This is a genomic window from Pseudohaliea rubra DSM 19751, assembly GCF_000764025.1.
Classification (GTDB): Bacteria; Pseudomonadota; Gammaproteobacteria; order Pseudomonadales; family Halieaceae; genus Pseudohaliea; species Pseudohaliea rubra.
In genome coordinates this window covers 15,941-39,393 of record NZ_KN234771.1, presented here as the reverse complement: position 1 = coordinate 39,393, position 23,453 = coordinate 15,941, and the positions used below count along the sequence as shown (strand labels likewise).

The 23,453-nt window shown below is 65.4% G+C and carries 19 protein-coding genes and 3 pseudogenes; 10 read left to right on the top strand and 12 right to left on the bottom strand.

Translation table 11 applies throughout. The features are described from left to right. The 6 genes and pseudogenes from HRUBRA_RS10395 to HRUBRA_RS15430 form a co-directional block, all read right to left on the bottom strand. Window positions 1–1,061, bottom strand: a 1,061-nt coding sequence (locus tag HRUBRA_RS10395) for an MFS transporter (RefSeq protein ID WP_035516892.1), incomplete at its 3' end; no start/stop codon positions are given. Next, window positions 1,058–1,963, bottom strand: a complete 906-nt coding sequence (locus tag HRUBRA_RS10390; RefSeq protein WP_035516891.1) for an isopenicillin N synthase family dioxygenase — start codon at window positions 1,961–1,963, stop codon at window positions 1,058–1,060. The genes HRUBRA_RS10390 and HRUBRA_RS10395, both read right to left, overlap by 4 nt. Window positions 1,964–2,106: 143 nt before the next feature. Next, window positions 2,107–2,538 (bottom strand): group I truncated hemoglobin, encoded by a 432-nt coding sequence (locus HRUBRA_RS10385; protein ID WP_035516890.1) that lies wholly within the window; start codon window positions 2,536–2,538, stop codon window positions 2,107–2,109. Beyond that, window positions 2,535–3,374 (bottom strand): annotated as a pseudogene (locus HRUBRA_RS10380) (DUF3034 family protein). Before HRUBRA_RS10380 ends, HRUBRA_RS10385 begins: the two are co-directional and overlap by 4 nt. Beyond that, complete coding sequence (locus HRUBRA_RS10375) at window positions 3,367–5,682, bottom strand: putative bifunctional diguanylate cyclase/phosphodiesterase (protein WP_035516888.1); 2,316 nt, start codon at window positions 5,680–5,682, stop codon at window positions 3,367–3,369. The pseudogene HRUBRA_RS10380 and the gene HRUBRA_RS10375 overlap by 8 nt, the downstream one beginning before the upstream one ends. Continuing rightward, window positions 5,672–6,388, bottom strand: a complete 717-nt coding sequence (locus tag HRUBRA_RS15430; protein ID WP_161787609.1) for a methylamine utilization protein — start codon at window positions 6,386–6,388, stop codon at window positions 5,672–5,674. Before HRUBRA_RS15430 ends, HRUBRA_RS10375 begins: the two co-directional genes overlap by 11 nt. 146 nt (window positions 6,389–6,534) lie before the next feature. Here HRUBRA_RS15430 and HRUBRA_RS10365 point away from each other — a divergent pair, with 146 nt between their 5' ends. The 5 genes and pseudogenes from HRUBRA_RS10365 to HRUBRA_RS15205 all read left to right on the top strand — a co-directional run bounded on the left by HRUBRA_RS10365 (window position 6,535) and on the right by HRUBRA_RS15205 (window position 10,323). Then, window positions 6,535–6,948, top strand: a complete 414-nt coding sequence (locus HRUBRA_RS10365; RefSeq protein WP_035516886.1) for a DUF2141 domain-containing protein — start codon at window positions 6,535–6,537, stop codon at window positions 6,946–6,948. Further along, window positions 6,945–8,174: a carotenoid oxygenase family protein gene (locus HRUBRA_RS10360; RefSeq protein WP_084592591.1), complete on the top strand. Its 1,230-nt coding sequence runs from the start codon at window positions 6,945–6,947 to the stop codon at window positions 8,172–8,174. Before HRUBRA_RS10365 ends, HRUBRA_RS10360 begins: the two co-directional genes overlap by 4 nt. Before the next feature lie 120 nt (window positions 8,175–8,294). Then, window positions 8,295–9,206, top strand: coding sequence for a carboxymuconolactone decarboxylase family protein (locus tag HRUBRA_RS10355; protein WP_035516885.1), 912 nt, complete (start codon window positions 8,295–8,297; stop codon window positions 9,204–9,206). Window positions 9,207–9,216: 10 nt separating this feature from the next. Then, window positions 9,217–9,426 (top strand): annotated as a pseudogene (locus tag HRUBRA_RS14985) (transposase); the annotation flags it as partial. Between the two features lie 207 nt (window positions 9,427–9,633). Beyond that, window positions 9,634–10,323 (top strand): hypothetical protein, encoded by a 690-nt coding sequence (locus HRUBRA_RS15205; protein WP_144244454.1) that lies wholly within the window; start codon window positions 9,634–9,636, stop codon window positions 10,321–10,323. A 134-nt stretch (window positions 10,324–10,457) separates the two neighbouring features. On the opposite strand, the gene HRUBRA_RS15800 is transcribed toward HRUBRA_RS15205, so the two are convergent. Both HRUBRA_RS15800 and HRUBRA_RS15200 read right to left on the bottom strand, forming a co-directional pair. Continuing rightward, window positions 10,458–10,613, bottom strand: a complete 156-nt coding sequence (locus HRUBRA_RS15800) for a DUF1153 domain-containing protein (RefSeq protein WP_201771587.1) — start codon at window positions 10,611–10,613, stop codon at window positions 10,458–10,460. Window positions 10,614–11,506: 893 nt separating this feature from the next. Beyond that, window positions 11,507–11,824, bottom strand: coding sequence for a hypothetical protein (locus tag HRUBRA_RS15200; RefSeq protein WP_144244453.1), 318 nt, complete (start codon window positions 11,822–11,824; stop codon window positions 11,507–11,509). 142 nt (window positions 11,825–11,966) lie between these two features. Here HRUBRA_RS15200 and HRUBRA_RS15655 point away from each other — a divergent pair. The 5 genes and pseudogenes from HRUBRA_RS15655 to HRUBRA_RS10330 all read left to right on the top strand — a co-directional run. Continuing rightward, window positions 11,967–12,123: pseudogene (locus HRUBRA_RS15655) on the top strand (IS481 family transposase); the annotation flags it as partial. 90 nt (window positions 12,124–12,213) lie between these two features. Then, entirely contained in the window at window positions 12,214–13,275 is a 1,062-nt protein-coding gene (locus HRUBRA_RS10345) for a mechanosensitive ion channel domain-containing protein (protein ID WP_035516883.1), read from the top strand. Between the two features lie 113 nt (window positions 13,276–13,388). Beyond that, window positions 13,389–14,528, top strand: coding sequence for an aminotransferase (locus tag HRUBRA_RS10340; RefSeq protein ID WP_035516881.1), 1,140 nt, complete (start codon window positions 13,389–13,391; stop codon window positions 14,526–14,528). Window positions 14,529–14,619: 91 nt separating this feature from the next. After that, window positions 14,620–16,227, top strand: a complete 1,608-nt coding sequence (locus HRUBRA_RS10335) for a BamA/TamA family outer membrane protein (RefSeq protein ID WP_144244452.1) — start codon at window positions 14,620–14,622, stop codon at window positions 16,225–16,227. 181 nt (window positions 16,228–16,408) lie between these two features. Then, the gene (locus HRUBRA_RS10330; protein WP_035516878.1) at window positions 16,409–18,817 is read left to right on the top strand and encodes a TonB-dependent receptor; all 2,409 of its coding nucleotides are present in this window, start codon (window positions 16,409–16,411) and stop codon (window positions 18,815–18,817) included. A gap of 92 nt (window positions 18,818–18,909) precedes the next feature. On the opposite strand, the gene HRUBRA_RS10325 is transcribed toward HRUBRA_RS10330, so the two are convergent. From HRUBRA_RS10325 to HRUBRA_RS10310, 4 genes are all read right to left on the bottom strand, one after another. After that, window positions 18,910–19,458 (bottom strand): YaeQ family protein, encoded by a 549-nt coding sequence (locus HRUBRA_RS10325; protein WP_035516877.1) that lies wholly within the window; start codon window positions 19,456–19,458, stop codon window positions 18,910–18,912. Window positions 19,459–19,548: 90 nt separating this feature from the next. Then, window positions 19,549–19,905 carry a hypothetical protein gene (locus tag HRUBRA_RS10320; protein ID WP_144244451.1) on the bottom strand — a complete coding sequence of 119 codons (357 nt, stop codon included), beginning with the start codon at window positions 19,903–19,905 and terminating at the stop codon, window positions 19,549–19,551. A 304-nt stretch (window positions 19,906–20,209) separates the two neighbouring features. Further along, window positions 20,210–21,010 (bottom strand): SDR family oxidoreductase, encoded by an 801-nt coding sequence (locus HRUBRA_RS10315; RefSeq protein ID WP_035516875.1) that lies wholly within the window; start codon window positions 21,008–21,010, stop codon window positions 20,210–20,212. Between the two features lie 65 nt (window positions 21,011–21,075). Beyond that, window positions 21,076–23,448 (bottom strand): TonB-dependent receptor, encoded by a 2,373-nt coding sequence (locus tag HRUBRA_RS10310; RefSeq protein WP_035516874.1) that lies wholly within the window; start codon window positions 23,446–23,448, stop codon window positions 21,076–21,078. Window positions 23,449–23,453 lie beyond the last annotated feature (5 nt).

The window sequence follows — 23,453 nt, the reverse complement described above, 5'->3', positions numbered from 1 at the left end:
AGCGCGGGCACGCCCCAGTGGCCGGCCACGAGGCCGGCGAGGATCGCCGCCCAGGCAAAGCCGCTGGTGATGGCGGGGGTCGCGATGGCCACCCAGCGGCCGTGCTCGTCCAGCTGCCCGGCCAGCGCGATGAGTACCGGGAAGCAGAACTGCAGCGCGAAGATGGCAGGAACCAGGCCCGCGAAGAAAACTGCGCTGCTGCCCGCGTGGATGGCGACCCACCAGCCCGCGCCGCAGGTGATGAAGGCCAGGGCCAGCGGCCGGGCGGGTCCGAAGCGGGCGCAGGCCATGCCGCCGGCGAGGCAGCCGCTGGCCGAGAGCAGCAGCAGGACCCCGATGCGGGTGCCCGCGCTGTCGTAGCCGAGGCCGTGCTCGAGGGCGAGGGTGAACATGAACGCAAAGCCGAGGCCGCTGAAGCTCACGAAGGCAACGCCCATGAGCACGACCACGAGGGCGCGCGGCTCCATGGCCAGCGGCGGCAGGCTGCTGTCGTGGTGATGCCGGAGTGCCGGTGTTTCCGGGTACTGGGCGATGAGGCCTGCGAGCAGCGCAGCCGTTGCGGCGGCGAACAGGTAGGCGCCGGCGAGGCCGCCTTGCTGCACCGCGAGGCCGGCGCCGGCGATCATGGCGGACATGAGCGCCACCGCGACCATGTCGACGATGCCGAAGGCCGTTTCCGCACCGGGGCTCACGGCGATCACGCGGCTCGTCGCCCCCATGAGCAGGCCGCAGCACAGGCCGGCCAGCGCCTGCAGGGCGATGACCAGGGCGACGCGCTCAAAAGCGGCGGCGCTGGCGAGCTCGAGGAGCACGAGAAGGCCGCCGACGCCGATGCCGAGGCTGCGCACCGGGGCGCGGACACGCAGGGCGCCGAAGAGCGGGGAGGCCAGGGCGATGCCGAGAAACGGCACCGCGGCGATCAGGGCGGCCCAGGCGGCGGGGGTGCCGAGCTCTTCGCCGTAACGGGTGATGAGCACCGGCCTCATGGCGCTGAACAGCGTCGACAGGCTCCAGGCGGCGGCGCCGGCCAGGAGCAGCCGCCGCTGGCGCAGCACGGTCACGGGCGGGGGCGCCGCACCGCCGCTTCGTGGGAGCGCTGCAGCCGCTCCTGCACGTGCTCCCCGGCGGTGATGGGCGCAAAGCGAGCCGCTTCCCCCGCCGCCAGACAGCCTGGCAGGACCTTGACCCGCGTTGCGCTGTCCGGGTCAACGAAGAAGGCGATGGAAAAGCGCTCGCGGCCGTCGCTGCGCGGCTGCACCCGGTGCCAGGTAGAGCGATAGCGGCCGTTCGTCCAGCGCTCGAGCAGGTCGCCGGCGTTGATCACCACCGTGTCTGCGACCGGCGTGACGGGCTGCCAGGTGCCGCCGGCGTCGCGCACTTCCAGCCCGCCGGCGTTGTCCTGGAACAGCAGGGTCAGCATGCCGTAATCCGTGTGCGCGCCCGCGCCGAGCTGGCCGGCATCGGCGGGCAGAGGCGGATAATGCAGGAGGCGCAGGGTGACGTTCTCGCCGCGGTGGCAATGCACGAAGAAATCCTCGGGCACGTCGAGCACCGTGGCCAGCAGGCGCAGCAGGCGGTAGGCCGCCGCCAGGCAGTCGCGGTAGAAGGCTGTCATGAACGCGCCGAAGGCCGCGGACGGCCAGCGCTCGGGCGCGATGGTGCCGTGCAGGAGGTTGCGCAGGGTCAGGGTTTCCTTCAGGTCGGGGCTGCCGGCGGGGTCCAGGTACTCCTCCCCCGGTGCCTGGTAGCCGAAATTCTCGGCGGCGCTGCGGTAGGCGAAGCGGGCCTTGAAGGACGGGTCGGCGTGGAAGAAGCCGGCGGCCTCGTCGAAGGCGCGCTCAAGCGTGCCGGCGTCGATGCCCAGGTTGCGCACCGCGGCGAAACCGGTCTCCGCCAGGGCGCGGTCCAGCGCCCTCGCTGCCGGGTCCCTGCCCGTCGCCAGGTCGACGACCGTGAGTTCCATGATCCCGTCCTCCCGCTGCACTCAACTGGTGCGATCGCGCTATTGCCGGTGCGCTCTAACGCCCGGAAACGCCCATCCGATCGACGCCCTGGGATGCACAAGCAAGGCGCGCGCCATGGCGGCATGGCTACCTGCCCGCGCCGCTACTGCTCCGCCACCTCCCGGTAGAGCGCCGCCAGCCGTTCCAGCAGGGCGTTGCGGGCGCCGACGGGGGTATCGGTGTCCGCGAGGGCCTGCTGCAGCGTCTCGACGATGCTGTTGAACTGCGCCCGGGTGATGTCCATACCGCGGTGGGTCGCGGCCATGCTGTCGCCGCTGTACGCGCAGGGGCCGTCGCTCAGCTCGCAGAGGTGCTCGATGAACTTCTCCCGGAAGCGCTCGATATCCGTGTTGCGAAAAAGCGGCAGGGAGCGCTCGTTGTCCGCGAGGTGGTAGAGGAAGCGATCGACGATCGCCTCGATGCCGGCAGCGCCGCCGAGGCGCCCGTACAGGGTGCCTTCCCGCTCCGCCCCGCTGCCGGCGCAGGCGGCGAGCAGTACGGCGGCGAGCAGGAGCGGCAGGCCGCGCGCGCTCACCGGCTCACCTGCAGGGACAGGTACCAGCCGCGCTGGTCCGGCAGGCCGGCTATGTCACCGAGGTCGGCCCAGGCAGCGACCACGGACACGCGCTTGCCCGGGAACCAGCCGACGAACAGGTCGCCCCAGTCGTCTTCGCGCACCGCGGCGAGCTTATCCGGCTTCTGCCGGTACTCGGCGCCGATCACCCAGTGCCGGTCGAGAAAGAGGCCCGCGGAGGCTTCCAGCAGGAGCTCGTGGTCGCTGCCCCCGCTGCCGCGCCTGCCGAAGCCGAGCAGCCCCGCCTGGTTGGCCTCCGAGGCGCGCAGCGTGATGTTGGTGAACAGGTTGCGCCCGGCCACGGCATTCAGCCACAGCCGGCTGGCGGCGACCCAGGCATCGACACCCGTGTCGTCGGCGGCGCCCAGGGCCTCGGGGATGGTGAAGTCCCGGTTGTGCTTGAGCTGCACGCCGGCGCTGAGGGCGGGCAGCCCCGGGTAGAGCAGGTCCCCCGCGAAGCGCCACTTTGCCGAGAGCACATCCTGGTCGATGCTGAGGTCCAGCGGGGCGACGCGCAGGGACTGGCGGGCATAGCCGAACTCCAGCCGGTTGCCGACACCCACCGTGGCGCCGGCCACGGTGAGGTCGAAGTCATCGACACTGACCCGCGTGGCGCCCGCGGCGCCGCCTCATTCCCCCGCCTCAGCGTAGCCCGCGATAACGGCCCAGGGCACGAGCCCGCCGCCGGCCTGCCCCTCGAGCTGCCAGGCGCCGCCGGTGGCCAGCAGTTTGCCCTGCGCGAAGGCGGGCCCGGCGGCCAGCAGCAGCGCGAGGCAGAGCGGCCGGCAATCAGCCACGGGCGAGGTGTTCCAGCGCGGCCACCTGCGCCGGCGGTTCGTCCAGCCAGGCGGCGAGCGCCTCCGCCGGCATGGGGCGGGCGAGAAAATAGCCCTGGAGGACGTCGCAGCCCATGGCGTGCAGGTGGTTCACGATCTCCATGTTCTCCACCCCCTCGGCGACGACGGACAGGCCGAGATGGTGGGCCATGTCGATGGTCGAGGCAACGATCTGCCGGTCCTCGCTGCGGTCGCCGAGGGGCTGTACCAGGCTGCGGTCGATTTTGAGCTCCCGGGCCGGTAGCGCCCGGAGCTGGCCGAGGGAGGAAAAGCCCGTACCGAAGTCGTCGATGGACAGGGCAAGGCCGGCGGCATCGAGACGCAGCAGGTGACCCCGGGCAAGCTCCAGGTCCTCGACCATCGCTGTCTCCGTGATCTCCAGGACGACGGCGCTTGCGGGCAGGCCGCTCTCCCGGACCTGCTCGATCACCCGGTCGATGAACGGCGGCTTCAGGATGTCGATGCCAGACAGGTTCACGCTCACGGCCAGCCCGTCGCTGTGCTCGCGCAGCATCGCCAGGTCGGCAAGCGCCGTGGCGAGCACCGCTTCGCTGATCGCGGTGATCATGCCGGTCTGTTCCGCGATGGGGATGAATTCGTCGGGGAAGACGGGCCCGAGCTCCTCGTCCTGCCAGCGCACGAGGGCCTCGCAGCTGCTGATGCGCGCCTGGCGCAGGGAGTACTTGGGCTGGTAGAGCAGCTCGAAGGCGCCGGCCTCGACGGCCTCCCGCAGCCGGTTGGCGACGCGGATCTGCCGCAGGTGCGCCTCATCCTGGCCGACCTGGTAGACGGTGAAGCGTTCTGCACCACGGTTCGCGCGGGACAGAGCGATCTGTGCCCGGCGCAGCAGCTCGTCGAAGCTGGCGCCGTGCTGGGGGTAGAACACGCAGCCGAAGCGCGGCTCGAGCACCACGGGCACGCCCGCCACCTCCAGCGGATCGGCAAAGGCGGCGAGGAATTTGCCGAGCGCGGGTTCGAGGCCGGCGGGTTCGAGATCGTCGAGGAACAGGAGCAGCTGGTTGTCGCCCACGCGACCCGCCAGGTCGCCCCGCCGCAGCGATCGGCGCAGCCGGTCCGCCGCCTCGCGCAGGCAGCGGTCGCTGAAGTCGCTGCCGTAGAGATCCGTCAGATCGCCGAGATTGCCCAGCGCCATGAGTGCCATGCCGAAGCGGCCCCCCGGCACCCGGCGCCGGTCCTCGCCCTCGAACATGGCGCTGATGTAATTGCGGTTCGGCAGCTGGGTGAGCAGGTCGTGCTGGGCCTGGTGCACGATGCGCGCTTCCCGCTCGGCCACCGTGTCCTGCATGCTGTTCAGGGTCTGCGCCAGCAGGTCGAACTCCGTGCCCGTGGCAATCTCCGTCCGCGTGCTGTAGTCGCCGTCGGAAATGCGCTCGGCAAAGCGCGCGAGCTTGCGGATCGGCCGCGTGACCGAGCGCGCGGCAAACAGGGCGATGAGGCCCGCGAGCAGCAGGGCCAGGGCGCCGATGGCGACGAGCTGGAGCCGGAGCCGCCGGAAGTCGGCCAGGGCCGCCTCCAGGGAGACCGTGAGCAGCGCCTCGGCCGTGCCTCCCGCATCGGTCGCCAGGGGCACGGAGCGCGTCAGCCAGCGCGCCTCGCGAAGCTCTGTGGCCAGTGACGCGGCCCCGGCTCCGGCGGGCGCGAGGTCCGGTGGCAGCGTTGCCAGGGCGCTGCTGCCGTCGGCGAAGAGCACGATATCGGCCCCGGTGAGCCCGCGCAGCTCAAGGAGCAGGTTGTTGTCAACGAGACGGCCGACGCCGATCCAGCCGATCAGATCCGGGGCCTCCACCGGCAGCAGGACCGCATCGAAGACCTGGCCATCGAGCACAAAACGCACGCTTCGCGCGCTGTCGGCGCCGGTGACCCGGCCCTGCAGCGCCGCGAGCACCGGTGCCAGCTCGTGCGTGCTCATGATGACCCCGCCTTCGGGCTCGAGAAGTACCGCGAGGTCCGCATCGACGCGGTCTGCATGGTTGGCCAGGGCGCTCGCCATGGTGCGCCGGTCGCCGCTGGCGATGGCTTCCTTGAAGCCGAAGTCCTGTACGAGCACGGCGCCGCGCTCGCGCAGCTGCTCCCGTTCCCGGAGCAGCAGCTGCAGGAAAACCCGCTCGACGGTGGCGAGCTCGCCGCGGAGCAGGGACTCGGCATTGTCGTTCGCGGCGCGCAGGGCCGCGAGCGTGGTCGCAAGCAGCGTGGCGGCCAGCAGTGCGAGGAGAAGCAGCAGCAGTCGCGCGCGGAAGCTAGTCCGCATTGTCACCGCCGTCAGCTTTACCGTCACCCTCGCCGAAGCCGCGCAGCAACCGCTCCAGGGTGGCGCTGCTGCGCGCTGCCTGCGGGTCCTTCCAGGCGAAAGGCAGCTGCACGCGCACGGGCTCCTGGCCGGCTCGCTGTGCGGCGGAGAGAGCCAGCCGGCGCGGCGCCTCGGCGAGCGGGTGCCAGAGCTGCAGCGCCGGCCGATCCCCGGCAAGGCGGGCGCCATCCACGATGGCCACGCCGTTGCCGTCGGTCACGGTCGCCAGCGGGTCGCCGGTGACCAGGACGTAGCCCTTCATGTTGTCGTGGATGTTGCAGCCGAGGGTGACGAGCCCGGGGCGGTCGAAGCGCACCGGCGGTGCATCGTTGGCCTCGTAGAGCTTGAGCTCGAAGGTTTTCGCCTCCGAGAAGGAATAGACATGGTGGCGGGTGTCGTCGCTGTTCGGGAAGCGAACGAGCGAGCCGGGGCGGACGATCGTCACGAAGGGGTCGAAGCGCTTGTCGCGCTGGTCGACCACGGCCGGGCCGGCCGCGGCGCCGCCGCTGTCGTTTCCGGGCAGGGTGAGAACCGCGAAGGGCATGGGTTCGCCGTCGGCACCCTGAACCTCGACGATGACCGGTGCCGCCGTGGCGCCGATGCTGCTCAGGGGGAGAATCGCGAGCCATGCCCAGCGAATCACCGCCGTAACGCGTTTAAAGGGCAAGGAGCGCCTCCGGGGATTGCAGGCCCCGAGTGTAGCGAATTCGCATCGCCATGCCACGGCGGCGCCCTGCCGTTCGGGCGCCGCGTGGCAGGAACGGCGCAAGCGACTATGCTGTAGCCGAAGCCCTCGGCCCGAGCGACTCCGCCATGCACCCCCGTTATTTTCTTGTGGCCTCCGCGGCCCTCGCCGCCGCACCGGCGTTCGCGAACCAGCTTGCCGTCGAAGTCACCGGCATCAGCGATGTGCGCGGCACGCTCATGGTCGCCGTGTACGACTCGTCGGAGACCTTCGACGGCGAGGGCAAGCCAGTGGCGGCGAAGCGGGCCGAGGTCGGTGCCGGGACCGTGGTAGTCACCTTCGATGAGCTCGCCCCGGGAGAGCATGCCGTCAAGCTCTACCACGATGCCAACGGCAACGGTGAGCTGGACCGGAACATGCTCGGCCTGCCGTCGGAGGGCTACGGTTTCAGCAATAACGGAGGTCGCTACGGCCCGCCGCCCTTTGAGGAGGCGCGCTTCACGGTCGATGGCGACACGCGTATCAGCATACGCCTGCGCTGAGCAGCCCCCGTGAGCCTTTCACGACGGCAGCTCCTGACGCTTCTGGCCGCGGCCCCTGCGCTCGCCCTGCGCGGCGTGCGCGCCGCTGCCCCAGCGGCGGAGCCGGACTGGCGCCTGGGCTGGCGCACGGTGCGCACTTCGAGGGTGCCGAGCCCGGGCGCAACAACGACACCATCAACGTGGCGAACACGGCGCTGCTGCCCTTCGAGGGCGAGGTGCTGGCGCTCTGGGAGGGTGGGTCGGCCTACCGGGTCGCCCCCGACAGCCTCGAGACCCTGGGCCTGAAAAACTGGGGCGAGGGCCTGGCGCACATGCCCTTTTCCGCCCACCCGCTGCCCGAGCGGGACGGCAGCTACTGGAACTTCGGCTTTGCGCCCTATGCCGGCGCCGGCGGCACCCTCGTCATCTACCGCTTTCGCCCCGGCGCGGGGATGGAGGCGGTCACACCGCTGCCGCTGCCCTTTCCCGGCTACCTGCACGACTTTGCGCAGACCGATCGCCACCTGCTGTTTCTCGTGCCGCCGTACCGTTACGACCCGGCAGCGGGCCGGACTTTCGTCGACCGCTTCCGCTGGGAGCCGGAGACGGGTTCCCGGCTGCTGGTGCTCGACAAGGACGACCTCACCCGCCGGCAGGTGTTCGAGCTGCCGGCGGGCTTCGTTTTCCACTTCGGCCATGCTGCCCTCAAGGGCAGGGAGCTGCGCCTGCAGCTGTGCTGGTACGACAGCCCGGCGCTCATGGCGAGCGGCATGACGTCGCTCGTCGCGCACGGACAGACGGTGAGCCCGACGCACGCTCGCGCGAGCACGGTCGTCGCCGACCTCGGCAGCGGCCGGGCGGCGCTCGAGACCAGCGGGACGGTGCTGGAGTTTCCCGGCTTTGACGAGCGCGCCGATCCCGCAGCGGCCCTGCTTTACGGCGCCGGCAAGGCAGGCGTTGCCGGCGAACGGCCCGTCGATACGGTGGCCGCCTGGAACCCGGCGACCGGGGCGGTGGACGAGTACCGCTATTCCTACGGCGTGCAGGCGGAGGAGCCGCTCTTCGTGCCCGACGACAGCGCAAAGCCGGGGCGGGGCTGGCTGCTGCAGACCTACCTCGACTGCAATGCCGGCTTCACGGGCCTCAATGTCTTCGATGCAGCGGCGGTTGGCGCCGGCCCCCTGGCCTCGGCGACGATGGCGCGGGCCCTGCCGCTCGGCTTCCACGGGACCTTTCTCCCCGCCTGAGCCGGCTGCCGGAGTGCGCTGCCCGGGCGGCTGGCGGTGGGAAGATCGAGGTCGAGCTGAGCTGGTAAGCTGTCGGCCGAAAGCCCCCTCGATCCCTGCGCTACGATAAGGAGAAACGCAATGGTAGAGGTACCTTCCGCGCTGACCGCGCTTCAACCGGCGACCAGCAGCGCCTACCGGCGCGCGGCCGACACCGTGCTGCCGCTGGCTGACCCCCGTCTTCTCACGCTTTGCCGCGAGCAGCTGCAGTCCACCCAGCAGCGCCGCAGCTGGCATCCGCCGGCGGACTGCACCGGGGCCGACCGCCAGGGGCTGGCGCTGGCGGAACAGTTCGCCGTCGACGTGAACGGTATCAGCGAAGCACAGATGGCCGCCCTCGGCGACGCCATCGGTGCCGAGGCGGTCAACGTACTGGTCAACAGCCTGTACCTGGTCGACATGGCGCTGCGACTGCAGCAGGTGGCACCGGTCGTCCTTGCGGGCACCGGCGACGCCGCGCCGGCCAGTGCCGGGCAGCCTGCGGCGGACGCAGGCAGTGACAGCGATGCGGCGGTCGCTGAGATCGTTGCAGGCGTTATCGCGGACTTCGCCGCCCAGGCAGTGCTCGCCGACGCCGTCGACCCACTGACGAGTGAACTCGTGCGTCTGCGCTGCGCCCAGGTTCATCACTGCCGACTCTGCGGCTCCCTTCGCCAGCGCAGTGCGCTGGAAAACGGCTTCGAGGAGACGATGGCAGAGCGCGTGGCCCGCTATGAGCAGGGCGGCTTCAGCGATGCCCAGGTCGCCGCTCTGCACCTCGTCGACACGCTGATCCTGACGCCGGCCGATGCCGGGCCGGCGCTGAAGGAAGACCTGGAGCGGCATTACTCGCCCGAACAGATCGCCGAGCTCTGCTTCGACGTGGTGAAGTGGAGCCAGCAGAAAGCGCTGGTGGCAACGCACATCGATGCGCCGCCGTGGGAGGGCATCCACGTCCTCGACTTCGATGACAACGGACATCCCCTCTTCACGGGGCCGGTGATAGCGCACTAATAAGCACCGGCCGCGCACGGAAGAGGAGCGCGAACTGAACCGTGAGCTCGCTAGCCTTCGTGCAAAAGGCGAGCATCCGTTCCGTGTTGTGAAGCGGCAGTTCGGCTACACGAAGGTGCGGTATCGCGGCTTGGCGAAGAACACGGCGCGGCTGTATACGCTATTCGCCTTGTCGAATCTTTGGATGGTGCGTCAGCAATTACTGGCAACCGCAGGATAGGTGCGCGTGAAACCTGAAAAAGCGCTGGAAACGGCGCTGAAAACAGCCATCGAGTGGCTGCGTTAGTCGATTTGTCGACTGCCCGCTCGCCTGGCGAAAGCACCAATGTCCGTTTTTGCCTTCAAATCAGACGTTCCTTAAGTGCTGGATTGCAGCTCATGGCATTCTTTTGTAGCCTGACGGCAGGCTTCGTTGCGGAGAGCACACATGTCTCTCCTATCCAATATCTTTTTCATCATTGTATTCGGCTCAGCGGCCGTTGGGTTCGAATATGTTTTTTGTTGGGTTTTTGAGAGCGATTTATTTGTCAGCATTCGTAGGAACCTGGTTTATTTTTTTACCATTCTTCTCGTTCTAGTTATTGAAGACGAAAATCAGGAGTATTTGAGTCGAAAGCTTGGGAGGTTCTGGAGTTCGGCTATAGCCTTGCTCTTATGTGTAATTACGATCGGCGCTTTTACCGATAGTATATATTTCGGGATTTTGGGTGAGTCAATTGTTGGTTGGGCGGGTGAAGCAGACTCGCTCGAAATTTTAATCGGATGCGTGGCTTTCCTCTTCTTTGCGGGAATCTATAGTCTTGTGAGTTCCGTCCGTGGGGCTGAGGATTCAGCTAAGCGCGAAACACAAACTGGGAGCCCAGCCTCAAAAGCCGCGCTAGCCATGGGCGTGCTAGCTTACGCGAAATCAAGCAGGCATCCCAAGGTACCAATCGTTACGCCTCGTGATTTCGACGGGGTTCGAAATATGTCGGTTAATCGCCTTGGCGGAAACAAGTATAGGGTTACCTTTCAATATTGGCAGGGCCGTAGTTGGCGGACCTATACAACAGATATCACTCCTCGAATCAGCGGGTTCAACGTCGGACCGATGATGATTGACATAAAATGGTCGTAATCTCTTTATTTCGTCATCGCAAGGCGGCAATCCGAGTCCTTGAATCAATTCCGCACTGCAGCAATTGAAATCCCTGCACACAGCATGGCTCAACTAATCTGAGTCGCCACACTGTGGCCGCCCGAGTTCCACACTTAAGGCCTAATTTCGCCCTTGTCCCGGATCTTAGAGGGCTGCAGATCGTACTGGCGACTGGCTTCAGCCACGGTCGTCGTGCCTTGGATGATCTCCATTACCATCGCTGACTTCCTGCGTGCGGTCCAACGCTTGATCTCTTCGTCCCTTTCCATGCTCATCGGTGTCTCCTTTTACAAGATAACACCTGAGCAGAAATTCACTGGGTCATTACAGCCCTGCGTAACATCAAGGCGAAGTGCAAGCGAGAGCCGAAGGAGGGGCATGCTGCGAGAACGCAGATCACTATCCAGATTAGGGACAGGTTCGTTGTGGAAGCCTAGTATGAATGGAGCGGCTCACACACAGAAATGCCTCTAGAGTATGGAGTCTCACGATCATACTCCTATGACCCCGAATTGCAGCCCCTTGGGCTCATCTCTACAGCCTAATCCGCTGCCCGCTTCAGGCTCATGCTTCGTTGGTCAAGGCTGTTTGTTGACGAGTGCTCCCGTGTGTGAGAGTGTCGATACGATAGCGAGTCGAATGCTTTGGTCGTAGGGCAGCATAGAAAATCGTCAAACAACCTTTAGGATTTCTACAGCATGATTAAAATTGAGATTAGAAACAAGCAGGGACAATGGGTGCCGTCAGGCTTGAGCGTAGGTTCAACGAGTAGTCATGCCATATCTAACGCATTGAAGCAGGCAGCAAAAAAAAGCCCGACAGGAAAAGCGAGAGCCGTAGATAAATCGGGCAAGGTTGTTGATATTTACTAATTCTTACGGTTTGTGCTGTTGCGCCGTTTAGAAACTAGGGGGAAGTCAGGCGCCGATATCTAGGACGGTTCTGTTTCCCCCAAGGCTTTTTTGCCCGAGTCCTCGCCACGCAGTTCATAGTGGTTGCGCTACGCAGTCAAGGGGTTTGGCCTTTGGCAGGTCACTCCGGTATTTGAAGTTGGCTGATGACCAGAGGCCAAATCGGCGCTGGCACCCCAGGTAAGCGCACTGAAAACAACGCAGAGTGCTTTAATTCACCCCTCATTGTCGATTAGTTTTACGTTCCCGCGCTAAACCCATTCACGTCGTAACTTGTGGGCCGCATATGATGTCATAGACGGGCGTTTGAACTCGCCAGACTCCGCGACCCTACTTCGCATCTCCCTCATGATCGTGGCGGCACTTTTGGCATCCTGACTTGATATTGCCACTTCTTCCTTATAGAGCTGTTCCAACTCATAGTATGCAGCTACCTCGTCGCAAAGCCTAGCAATATCGCGCTGCGCTTTGTCCCACCGATGACCCACACGTGCAGCCAAGTATGCGAACAGGCCCCCGGCAATAGTGCCCGCAAGAGTGAAAAACCCTGTTATGATGTTCTCGTTCACGAATAATTACCTCGATCTTGTAAAGCCCATGAATATATTTGGACGGTGAATTTCACTAAATCACACCGGCATCGCCAAAGGCTCGCTGCACAGTGTACGAAGGTCGGCCGTAGTCTGCGGCTCTCTCAAACGACAATGCGCACCGAGAACGAACGGGAAGGCAGAGCGTTTCATCCAAACGGCATTGCTCGAGCGGGCCTTTGCACTGCCATGAATCATCTGAGCAGCGACGACTGCACGTTTTGCCGCGGCTGCATCAGTACAGCTGGCACAGGTTCCATGCTGGGCTCGCTTACTGACCGCCAATTTACTGGAGTGGTCTTTCCGTGTACAACCTGCTGACTTCAAATGTCTAGCCCGGCGTACGGCGAGTACCGACGGTGAGCGGGATGCTGGAGCTGCTGCGGTCGTTTCTGCCGCTGCTGTTGACGCTCGCGCTGGTGCTCGCCACCCTGCTCGGTGCCCACGTTACGCTGCGGCGGCGCTGGGCGGAGCGGCCGGAGGCACAGTTCCAGTTCCAGCTCATCATGCTGGCCCTGACCCTCGCGGGGCTGCTCGCCCTGGTGGTTGCGTTACCGGTGAGCGATACGGTGCAGGGGCAGCTGCTCAGCCTTATCGGTATCCTCCTGAGCGCGGCCATCGCGCTGTCCTCGGCGACCTTCATCGGCAATATCCTCGCGGGCATCATGCTCAAGGCCGTCGGCAGCGCCCGGCCCGGCGACTTCATCACCGTCGCGTCCCTCACCGGGCGCATCTCCGAGATGGGCCTCCTGCATACGGAGATCCAGACCGAGTTCCGCGACCTGGTCACGGTGCCGAACATCTACATGGTGACGCAGCCTGTGAAGGTCGTGCGCGCCTCCGGTTCGATCATCACGGCGGAGGTGTCACTCGGCTTCGATGTGCCGCACAGCCGGGCGCGCGAGGTGCTGCGCAGCGCGGCGGAGGCTTCCGGGCTGAAGGACTGCTTCGTGCACGTGCGCGAGCTCGGGGATTTTTCCGTGACCTACCGCGCGGCGGGCCTGCTCGAGGATGTGCAGAGCCTGCTCTCGGCCCGCTCCAAGCTCCAGGAGTGCATGCTGGACGGGCTCCACGAGGCGGGTATCGAGATCGTCTCACCGACTTTCATGAATACGCGGGCGCTTGAGCCCGGGGCGCGGGTGCTGCCGCCCGACCAGGCGCAGCAATCGAAGCCGTCGGCAGAGGGGCCCCAGGCCGAGGACATTGCCTTCGACAAGGCGGAAGAGGCGGCCTCGGCGGAAAAGCTCCGTCTCGCCATCGAGGAGCTCGACGCGGAGCTTACCTCGCTCGAGGAGCAGGGCGGTGATGCGGTGAAAGACCGGGCAAAGCAGCTCGCTGCGGATAGGGAGCAGCTGGCTGCCCGCCTCGAGTCAGCGCTCGCCCGGATGCAGGCCGAGGAGCGCGAGGAAAGCGGAGCGGCCACCAGGTAGTCGCTGGCGGGCGCGGGGGGCAATTGTCAGCCTCCGGGGTCGGTGGCATGCTAACTGCGTCCGTTCGGCGCGAACCGCGCGAGGACCGGCCGCGCATCCCGGAGTGATAAGCCATGCACATCGAGCCCTTCGGCGTCGAACAGTGGATGAACCGCTGGGAAAACCACTGCGAGCTCAACCTCGCCGAGACCTGTGTCGACAGCCTGACCGTCGATGAGCTGCTGGCGATCGCCGGCAGCGGCTGGGCCGCGGTGGCTGACGACCTCGGCGGGATGAAGCTCACCTACGGGGCGATCACCGGCAGCGAGGCGCTGCGCAGCGCCGTGGCGGCGCTCTATGCCCGGCAGAGTGCGGACAACGTGCTGATCACCCACGGTACCATCGGCGCCAATCACCTGCTCTACAGCGCGCTGGTGGGTGCCGGCGACCACGTGCTGTCGATCACGCCGACCTACCAGCAGCACACCGCCATCCCGCGGGCCCTGGGCGCCGAGGTCACCGAGCTGCCGCTGCGCCCGGAGCAGGGCTGGCTGCCGGATCTCGCGGCGGTGGAGCGTGCGCTGCGGCCCGCTACGCGCCTCATCGCCCTCACCAATCCCAACAACCCGACCGGCGCCCTGATCGAGAGTGACGGCCTCGAGCGCCTGGTGGCCCTTGCCCGGGAGCGCGGTGCCTGGCTGCTCTGCGACGAGGTCTATCGCGGCGCCGAGCAGGGCGATAGTGCGCCCTCGATCGCGGACCTCTACGAGCGCGGGATCAGTACCGGCTCCACCTCCAAGGCCTTTTCCCTGGCCGGGCTTCGCCTTGGCTGGATCGTCGGGCCGGACGACGTGCTGAAAGCGGTGGAGGTCCACCGCGATTACAACACCATCAGTGTCAGCATGGTCGATGACTACTTCGCCACGCTCGCGCTCCGGCATGCGGACCGCATCCTTGCCCGCTCCCGGGAAATCGTCCGCCGCAACCTGGCGCGGCTTGAGGCCTGGGTAGATGCCGAGCCGCGGGCCAGCATGATTACCCCGCGGGCCGGCACCACGGCGCTCGTGGCCATCGACACGGGCCTGTCGAGCCGGGAGCTCTGCGAGCGACTGCTTAGCGAGACCGGCGTGCTGTTCACACCGGGGTCTGCCATGGGCATGGAGGGCTACCTTCGCGTCGGCTACGCCTGTGCCACAGACGATCTCGACGCCGGGCTGGCCCGGGTCTCCGCGTGGCTGCGGGAGAGCGATGCTGTCGCGGTGAACAATGCCTGAGCGCTCCCTTCCCCTCGGTTTCCCGTGCCGCCTTCCTGCCCTGCTGTGTTGCCTGCTCGCGATGCCGGCTTGGTCAGAAGAGGCCTGTGAGGTGCTGCCCTGGGCTGAGGAGGCCGCGGCGGGGCAGCTTGAGGCCATCCCCGCCGGTATCGGCGGTGAGCTGGCCGAGGGCGGGGTCGTCGGCCGGCTCATCACGCAGCGCGAGCAGGTCTTTGACCTGTCCGACCCGAAGCAGGACAACGCACTGTTCCGCGCGGCCAACGGGCTGCACGTGCTCACCCGAGACCAGACGATCCGCGAGCAGCTGCCCTTCCTGCTGGAGGGCGAGGACTTCGTTCCCCTGGAGCTGGTCGAGGCCGAGCGGGTACTGCGTTCCGTGGACTGGCTCTACGACGCGCGGGTCGTGCCCGTGCGCCGCTGCGGTGAGGCGGTCGACCTGGCGGTCGTGACGCGGGATGTGTGGACCATCCTGCCCACCGTCTCCTTCGACCGCAGCGGTGGGGAGTCGAGCTGGTCGCTCGGGGTCGAGGACGAAAACCTCCTGGGCCGCGGCGAGACGCTCGGCGTGTTCTTTACGGAAGACGTCGACCGCAGCGGCTACGGCGCCTATTTCTTCGACCCGGCAGTGGCCGGGACGCCCTGGCGGCTGAACCTGAGTGCCGCCGACAACGACGACGGCCACCGCCTGGACATGCACCTGCGCCACCCCTTCCGTTCCCTCGACGAGCGCTCGAGCGTCGGGCTGCGGCTGACGGTGGATGAACGGATCCAGCCGCTCTTCGACGCCGGCGACCGGGTCGTGGAGTTCCAGCAGCAGTTCCACAGCGGCGAGCTGCAGTTCGCCGAGTCCACGGGCCGGGAGAACGGCCACGTGCGGCGCTGGAACGCGGGCGTTGCCTGGTGGGACTACGCCTTCGACCGGGCCCCCGGGCCGCTGCAGCCGCCGGAGCTGCCTGAAGACCGTAGCGCTGCCTATCCCTTCGTCGGCTTCGAGACCATCGAGGACGACTTTGTACCCATCGCCAACCTGGCGCTCATCGGCCGCCCGCAGGACGTGCACCTGGGGCGCCGCCTGGCCGGCCGCATCGGCTTCTCGCCGGACGGACTGGGCGCCGATGACGGCCGCGTCATCTTCGAAGGCAGCTGGCGCGACGCCATCCGGCCACGGGAATCGCTCATTCTCTCCGGTGCGCTGTCGGTGAATGGCGCCGTGACCACCTCGGACGGCGAAGCGGAAAATCTGTTCGCCACGATCGGCACGGAGCTCCACTACCTGCAGACAGACAGCTGGCGCTTCTACGCCGCCCTGGACGCCACCTGGACCGAAGGCCTGACGGACGACATCCAGCTGCAGCTCGGCGGCGACCTCGGCCTTCGCGGCTACCCGCAGCGCTTTCAGCAGGGGGATCGACGCCTTCGGCTGCGCGCCGAGGAGCGCTGGTATGCCTCGGGCGAGCCCTTGCGATTGTTTCGCTGGGGGGCGGCGTTTTTCCTCGACGCGGGCCGTGCCTGGTTTCCCGACGACCCGAACGACAACGAGAACGGCTGGCTCGCAAACGCCGGGATCGGGCTGCGCCTGATGCCCACGCGTCTGCCGACCAGCGGTATGATCCATATTGATCTCGCTGCGCCCCTGCGCACGGGCGGACGCGACGTCGATAAACTGCAGCTCTCGGTGACGGTTCGTTCCACCTTCTGAGCCCTGGCCGGCGTGCGGGGGTACCGGTTGGAAGCGGGCGGGCTATGCGTTACGCGCACCTTGAGACAAAATACCGGTTCAGTCGAGCTTTCCCGGAAGCTGCAGTGCTGAAGATTCACGCTGACTCACGTATAACGGGAGTCGGATAGTGGAATCACTAATTACAATAAGGATACCCATTATGTCTCCACAGCAAAAACCCCCTTTCCGTCACTGGCCCCTCGGCCTCGCCCTTCTTGCATCCCTGCCAGTGCAAGGTGCCCTGGCTCAGCAGGCCACCCGGCTCGAGGAGGTTGTAGTCACCGCCGCCAAGCGGGAACAGACCCTGCAGGAAATCCCCGTTGCTGTGTCGGTAGTGGGGGCCGAGACTATCGAGCAGGCACAGGTGCTGGATATCAAGGACCTCCAGACTCTCGTGCCGAGCCTCCGGGTGACACAGCTCCAGGGCAGTGCGCAGACCAATTTCATTATCCGCGGCTTTGGTAACGGCGCTAACAACGCGGGCATCGAGCCATCGGTGGGTGTCTTCATCGATGGTGTCTACCGTTCCCGTGTGGGCAGCGCGCTTGCCGATTTGCCTAAGCTGGAGCGCGTGGAAGTACTCCGGGGCCCGCAGAGCACGCTCTTCGGCAAGAATGCTTCTGCTGGCGTCATCAATGTGGTCACCGCCAAGCCTGATCTTACGGCTTTCAGCGGGTCTATCGGTGCAACGGTCGGTAACTACAACCAGACAATCGTGCGCGGCGATGTCACCGGCCCGATCAGTGACAACCTCGCCTTCAGCCTCTTCGGCAGCAGGAACGAGCGCGACGGTTACTTCGAGAACATCGGCCTTGGCAACGAGAGCAATGAGCTCGATCGGTGGAACTTTCGCGGGCAGCTCCTGTGGGCCCCCGGGGATCGCCTTGAAATGCGCTGGATCGTCGACGCTGAAAGCATCGACGAGATCTGCTGCGGTGTCGCCAACCTTGTCGACGGCCCTACGGGCGCCATCGTTCGGGCGCTGGGTGGTGATCTGGTAAGTAACGATCCCTTCGCTTACGAAAACTATCTGGACTTCGCGCCGGGCAATGAAATCGACACCCGGGGTACGTCACTGCAGCTTGATTACCTGTTTGAAAACGTCCTCCTGACGTCGATCACCAGCTATCGGACCCTGGATCAGTTCCAGTTTGGCGACATCGATTACACCAGTGCGCGCCTGGTGACGCCGGAGGGCGGCAACCTGAGTGACACCCAGATTGAAACCTTTACCCAGGAGCTTCGTCTGACCTCGCTGTCAGAAGGGCCGCTGCAGTGGATGGTGGGGGCTTTTTACTTCGCCGAGGAGGTCGAGATTGACGGGCGCTTCGGTTACGGTGACCAGTTCCGCGCTTACTCGGAGTTTCTGACGGCGGCGCTGGGGGCCCCCGGCGTCCTCGGGCAGCTGGAAGGCCTGCTGGGTTTCCCTGCCGGGACGTTCCAGGCCACTAACCAGGGCTTTCCGTCCGAGGTCTACGGGCTCGATGACGAGACGCTGTCGCTTTTTGCGCAGGCGGACTACGATCTCAGCGATGCGCTGACCCTTACCCTTGGCCTTAACTACACGCAATCCGACAAGGAGGCATCGGCCAGGCTGGAGTCCACTGATGTGTTCTCCGCGCTGCCGCTGGCCCAGATCAGCCCGGCCCTGGCCGCCCTTACCCCGTTGCAATTCCTGCCGCCATTCCTCAATTACCCCAATGCGGTCGAGAATGGCGAGACGAACGACGATGAGATGACCTACACGGCCCGCCTGAGCTATGAGGTGAGCGAGTACATGAGCGTCTATGGCGGCGTCAGCACGGGTTTCAAGGCGTCATCCTGGAACCTGTCGCGCGATTCAAGGCCTTTTGCTCAGGATATCCCCGCCCTCGGCGCCGCGGGCCTGCTTGTTCCGAACCTCACCGCGGGCACCCGCTTTGCGGGCCCTGAAGAAGCGACGGTTTATGAGCTTGGCTTGAAAGGCGAGTGGTCCAGCTTTGCCGTGAACGTCGCGCTCTTTAATCAGGAGATTGAGGGGTTCCAGACCAACGCCTTTACCGGCACGGGCTTCAACTTGACCAACGCCGGCAAGCAGTCGACGGACGGTCTTGAGGTCGACCTGAACTGGGCGCCTCTCGACGGGCTGAGCATAGCTTTTGCGGCCACCTGGCTGGATCCGATTTACGATGATTTCCCCGGGGGAGTCGGGCTCGGCGGTGCCCCTGCGGACCTGTCGGGAGAGCAGCCCGCGGGCATCCCGGAGTTCGCCGCGAACACCAATGCAACCTACAGCTTCGCTCTGGGCAGTGCCAGGGCCTATGTGCGGCTTGAGCATGTCTACGAGGACGAAGTGCAGGTTGTCGACCAGATCCCATCGTCGCTCGCATCCCGCGAAGTCAACATGTTCAACGCCAGCGCCGGCTTGACCTTCGCCAACGGGATGGAGCTTAACCTTTGGGGCCGGAACCTGAACGAGGACGAATACTTGCTCTCCGCGTTCCCGTCGGTGGCGCAGGCGGGCAGCTTCAGTGCCTACCCCAACCAGCCCAGAACCTATGGCCTGACGTTCAAGTACAGCTTCGAGTAACGCGTCGGCGCAGTAGCCGGGGGTTTCGGGTGTCGCTGCTTTTGTCCTTCCGGACCCTGCGGCCCCCGGCGTTTTTGAGCGCAGGGTAGCGGCTACTTCTCCGGGTCTTTGAGCAGCCCGGGTGCGACCGTCACCGAGCCGCCCTCCCAGGACAGCAGCGCCTCGCCCTCGCTGATCGTGCACTGCAGCGTCATGCCGGGCTGAAAGGCGCCGGCGAGCGCCTGCAGGGCCGCGTCCGCCACCTGCAGCACGGTGAGTCGCCCGAGGCGACTGAGAACAGCTTCGTGCTTGTTCCACCAGACCGGCACGGCGCGGTCACCGTAGGCATAGAGCACAACCCGCCCGGCGCGGCCGCAGGCGCGCTTCAGCCGGTCCGGTTCGGGCGTACCCAATTCGATCCAGCTGTCGATGATGCCATCGAGCTTCTTCAGCCACAGGTCCGGGTCCTCGTCAGTGCTGATGCCCCGGCCAAAGGCCAGCTGTTCGTCCGCGTGGAAGGCAAAAGCCAGCACGCGGAGCATCATGCGGGCGGCGGTCTCCGAGGGGTGCCTGGCCAGGGTCAGGGGAAAGTCCTGGTAAAGCTGGCGGTCGAGGTCCGCCAGCTGGAGTTTCAGGCGGACAACAGTTGACTTCAGGGCCATGGGCTCAGGGCATCCTCGGCAGAGCTGCGGGTGCCGCGGACACTCCGCAGCAGCGTTCACCCGCAACGCTCAGCCGTAGCTTAAAGCGAGTCAGGCCGCGGGGAACAGGGTTCTGATAACTTCCGACAGCGCGGCATTGTCCCGGTGCTCCGGCTGGCCGCTCTCGATGTGAAGAAGCTTCTGCACCGCGGGCAGTGCGCTTTTCGGTGTTTGCTCCAGCCAGTGGGCCACCCCGAGGGAAATTTTTGAGTCCGGCGAGGCTTTGTCGACGACGCCCTCTGCGCCCAGTCGCTCCATCAGGTCGAAGTAGACCGTGGTGCCGATGAGCCGGTACTGCTCGCCCTCGAGCCACTCAACTACCGTTGGCAGCTCCAGGTAGCCCTTGGCCAGGGCGTGTTGCAGCGCCCGCGCCACCATCCGGTCTTTCTCTACTTCTCCTGCCGCCATCCAAAGCGAATAAGGATCCCATCGAGTCCTTTGGTCCATGCCGTTGCTCTCCGCTACCGTGGCACCCTGAGTACCTCAGGCAGCGTCCCGCGACACGGCGTGACTGCTTTTGTCTACATGTTGTCCATGTTTAATCATGGTTGCTTTTCAAATTGCCAAGGAGTTCTCAGGCTGCCTCTTCAAATGCGCAGCGCTTCCGCGCTTCTTCCCGCTCCCCTGAAGGCCGGAATGCAACCTCGCGGGCAGTGCGACCGCTGCCGGTTGGTGACAGGTGCCCCATGATTCGGGTCATCGACATGCAGCACTACATTGCCGCGGCTGCTTTGAACAGCGCCTCGGGATCGCTATGGCGTAGCGCCACGTACGCCATCTCGGGCCCGGTGCCCACAGGAATCTCCGGCAGGCCATGCTCAAAGCCCTCCACGATCACCCGGACACAGTCTTCCACCGGCATGCCGTTCTCTATCTGGCTGTTGTCACCCTTGAAAGCCTCGCCATCGGCTGTGGCGACTCGTTGAGCAATATCGGTGCGGATAAAGCCGGGTACCACGGTAGTGACGCGGATGGAAAAGCGGTCCAGCTCTGTCCGCAGCGCATCGAAGAATCCCATCAACGCATGCTTGGTTGCGCAGTAACCGGTCCGGAGGGGGGCTCCCACCTTGCCGGCGACACTCGCCGTAGCGGCAATATGCCCGTGGCCCTGCGCCTGCATGACGGGCAGCACTGCCTTGGTCAGGGCAATCTGCCCGAGCACATTCACGTCCATCAGCTGCCGGTACACCGCCATGGGTGTATCGATGCACAAGCTGCGCTGGGTAATCCCGGCATTGTTGAAGAGCAGGTCGAGGCGGCCGAAGCGGCCGATGACCGCATCGACCGGCGTCGAGAAGTCCTCGTAGTTACCGATATCCAGGGGCAGCACCAGGTGACGTTCGCTGCCCCCGGGGAGCTGATCACAAACCGCCTGCAGGCCCTCCCGGGAGCGGGCGGACAGCACTAGCCTTGCGCCCCTGCGGGCGAACTGTCGCGCTGCCTCGGCACCGATACCGGAAGATGCTCCGGTGATCCACAGCACCGCTCCCTCAAACTGGAACGCTGGATACATAGTCGTCTCCTTGTTTTTCCTGCCTGGGCTGTGGCCGCTCAGACCCCCCCCATCGCGCCGTCGGGCTAGAAGTTGACCCGAAGCCGCAGCTCCGCGTGGGCCGGCGGATCAATGAATTTGAAGTAGCTGCCAGAGAAACCGAGGCCCGCCAGCGGCACATCGTTGCCCCAGGGGAAGGTTTTCTCGTCGGTCAGGTTCCTGCCGATGAGAGACAGTTCCCAGCGGTCGTCACTGGCGCCGAGGGAAATGTTGGCGTTCACCTTGCCGACAGCGTCCTGGATGAGCTCGGGGTCCAGATCGTTGCCGACAACCACATCGTCAGACCAGAGGTAGTCGGCGCCGATGGCCAGGCGCAGCCCCGCGCCGATGGGGCGGTCGTAGCGAAAGCCGATGTTGAAGGTGTATTCCGGGGCGAACTGCAGGTTTTCGCCGCCCAGATCCTGCACGCAGGTGGCACGGGCGTTGCCGGCGCCAATCCAGTCGATGATCTGGGCTTCGTTGCAGGCCGCATCGGCAAATTCCGAGTACACCGCATCGAGCCAGGCGGCAGCAAGGTTTACGGTGAGTCCTTCGGTCAGGGCGTAGGTGAGATCCGCTTCAATGCCCTGCACTTCCGCCTCGGCGGCATTGCCGACGACAAAGCAGCAGTTGCCGTCGAAGGTCGATACCTGAATATCCTCGTAGACGTTGTTGAAGTAGGCAACATTGAAGCGGCCCGCACCTCCGCCGAGGGTCATCTTCGCACCGATCTCGATGCTGGTGACGGACTCGTCCTCGAACTCCGCCACATCCTCGCGCCCGAGGGCGTTGTCTTCATCAAAGCCGCCGGCCTTGTAGCCGTTTGCGATGTTGACGTAGGCCATGGTGTCCGCATTAACGTCATACTGGAGGTTGATGTTGCCGATGACATGGCTTTCCGAGCGGGTACGGCTGAAGGCGTGCACGTCCGCAAGGGCAAGGACCGCCGGTGACCAGACCTGCTTGAAAACCGGGTCCGGCAGGACCCCGGAGAGGTTGATGATGTCCCCGCTCTTGTCCATGGACTTTTCATCCTGGGAGTAGCGCAGCCCGGCGGTCAGGCGCAGGCTGTCGCTCAGGTTGAAGGTCAGCTCCGTAAACACGGACAGGGTCTCCGCCTCCTGGCTGAACTCAGACGTGGCGTCGCCGTCAAGCGTGGTGGGCGGTAGCGAGGGTACACCGAGTGCGCCGGCGATATTACCCAGAATGGCACCTTCCACAGGCGGTAGAGCACTGAAGATGGCGAAGGTGTGCCGGTTGTTGTCGAGCTCCTCCGACTGATAGAACACACCGGCAAGGTACTCGAGGAAGCCACCGGTCGGAGAGGACAGTATGAACTCCTGGGTGAACTGCTCGTAGGCTTCGGTCCGGCCCCGGCCGAGGAAGCGCAGGGGGCTGTAATCCACGTCGAGCTCGTTGGTGAACTCGTAGTCCAGCCACGCGGTGATCGAACGCAGCGTGTGTTCGCCGAGGCGCCAGTCTGCGGTCAGCTGAAGAAGGTCTGTCTCGGTCTCGTCAAAGACGCCGGAGCGATAGGGGCGCCCGGAATGTTCGATAACGTCCGGGGAGATGTTCTGGTCGTACTGCTGCCAGTCCAGGCCGGCCGTAAAGCCGGGATCGCCGAAGGCCCGGTAGAGACCTGTTGCCGCCGGTGAGGCCCTGGAGATCACCTGCTGGCGACCGTAGACATCGTTCTTGTTGTGCTCGGCCTTGAAGCTGAGGGTGAGATCTTCCGTCGGTGTCCAGTCGATCACGGCCCGGAGTGTCATATCTTCACGGCGGGGACCGTCCTCGCCACCCGCGGCGAGGTTTTCGACGTAGCCGTCGTCCTCGTAGTAGCGGCCGGAGAACCGGGCCTTGACCGTATCCGAGACCGGCACGTTCACCATGCCTTCGATCATGTAGCCGTCGAATTCGGTGCGATAGCCGACGTCCACATAGGATTCCAGCTCATCGCCGGGCCGGTTGGTGGTGATATTGATCGCCCCGGCGATGGTGTTCTTGCCGAAGAGCGTCGACTGGGGCCCTTTCAGTACCTCCACCCGGGCGACGTCCAGGAACTGTCCCCGGGCCGAGCGACCACGGCCGTAGTAGACGCCGTCAATGAAGGTGCCGACGGACTGCTCGAAGCCGTAGTTGACGCCGGAGCCGACGCCCCGGATGAACAGCTGTGTGCCGGTACCTGCTTCGTTGACATGTATGTTGGGCATGAAAACGGTCAGGTCTGTCAGATTGGCGATACCGAGCTCGGTCATCGCCTCTCCGCTCATCACGCTGATGGCGATAGGTACATCCTGCAGGCCTTCCTCCCGTTTTGTGGCCGTGACAATGACCTCCTCGAGGAGCGGCTGGGCGAACGCCGGGCTGACGACGGCCGCGAGGACGGCGGGTAGGGTGAGGCGCTTGAAGGTCGGGGGCATAATCA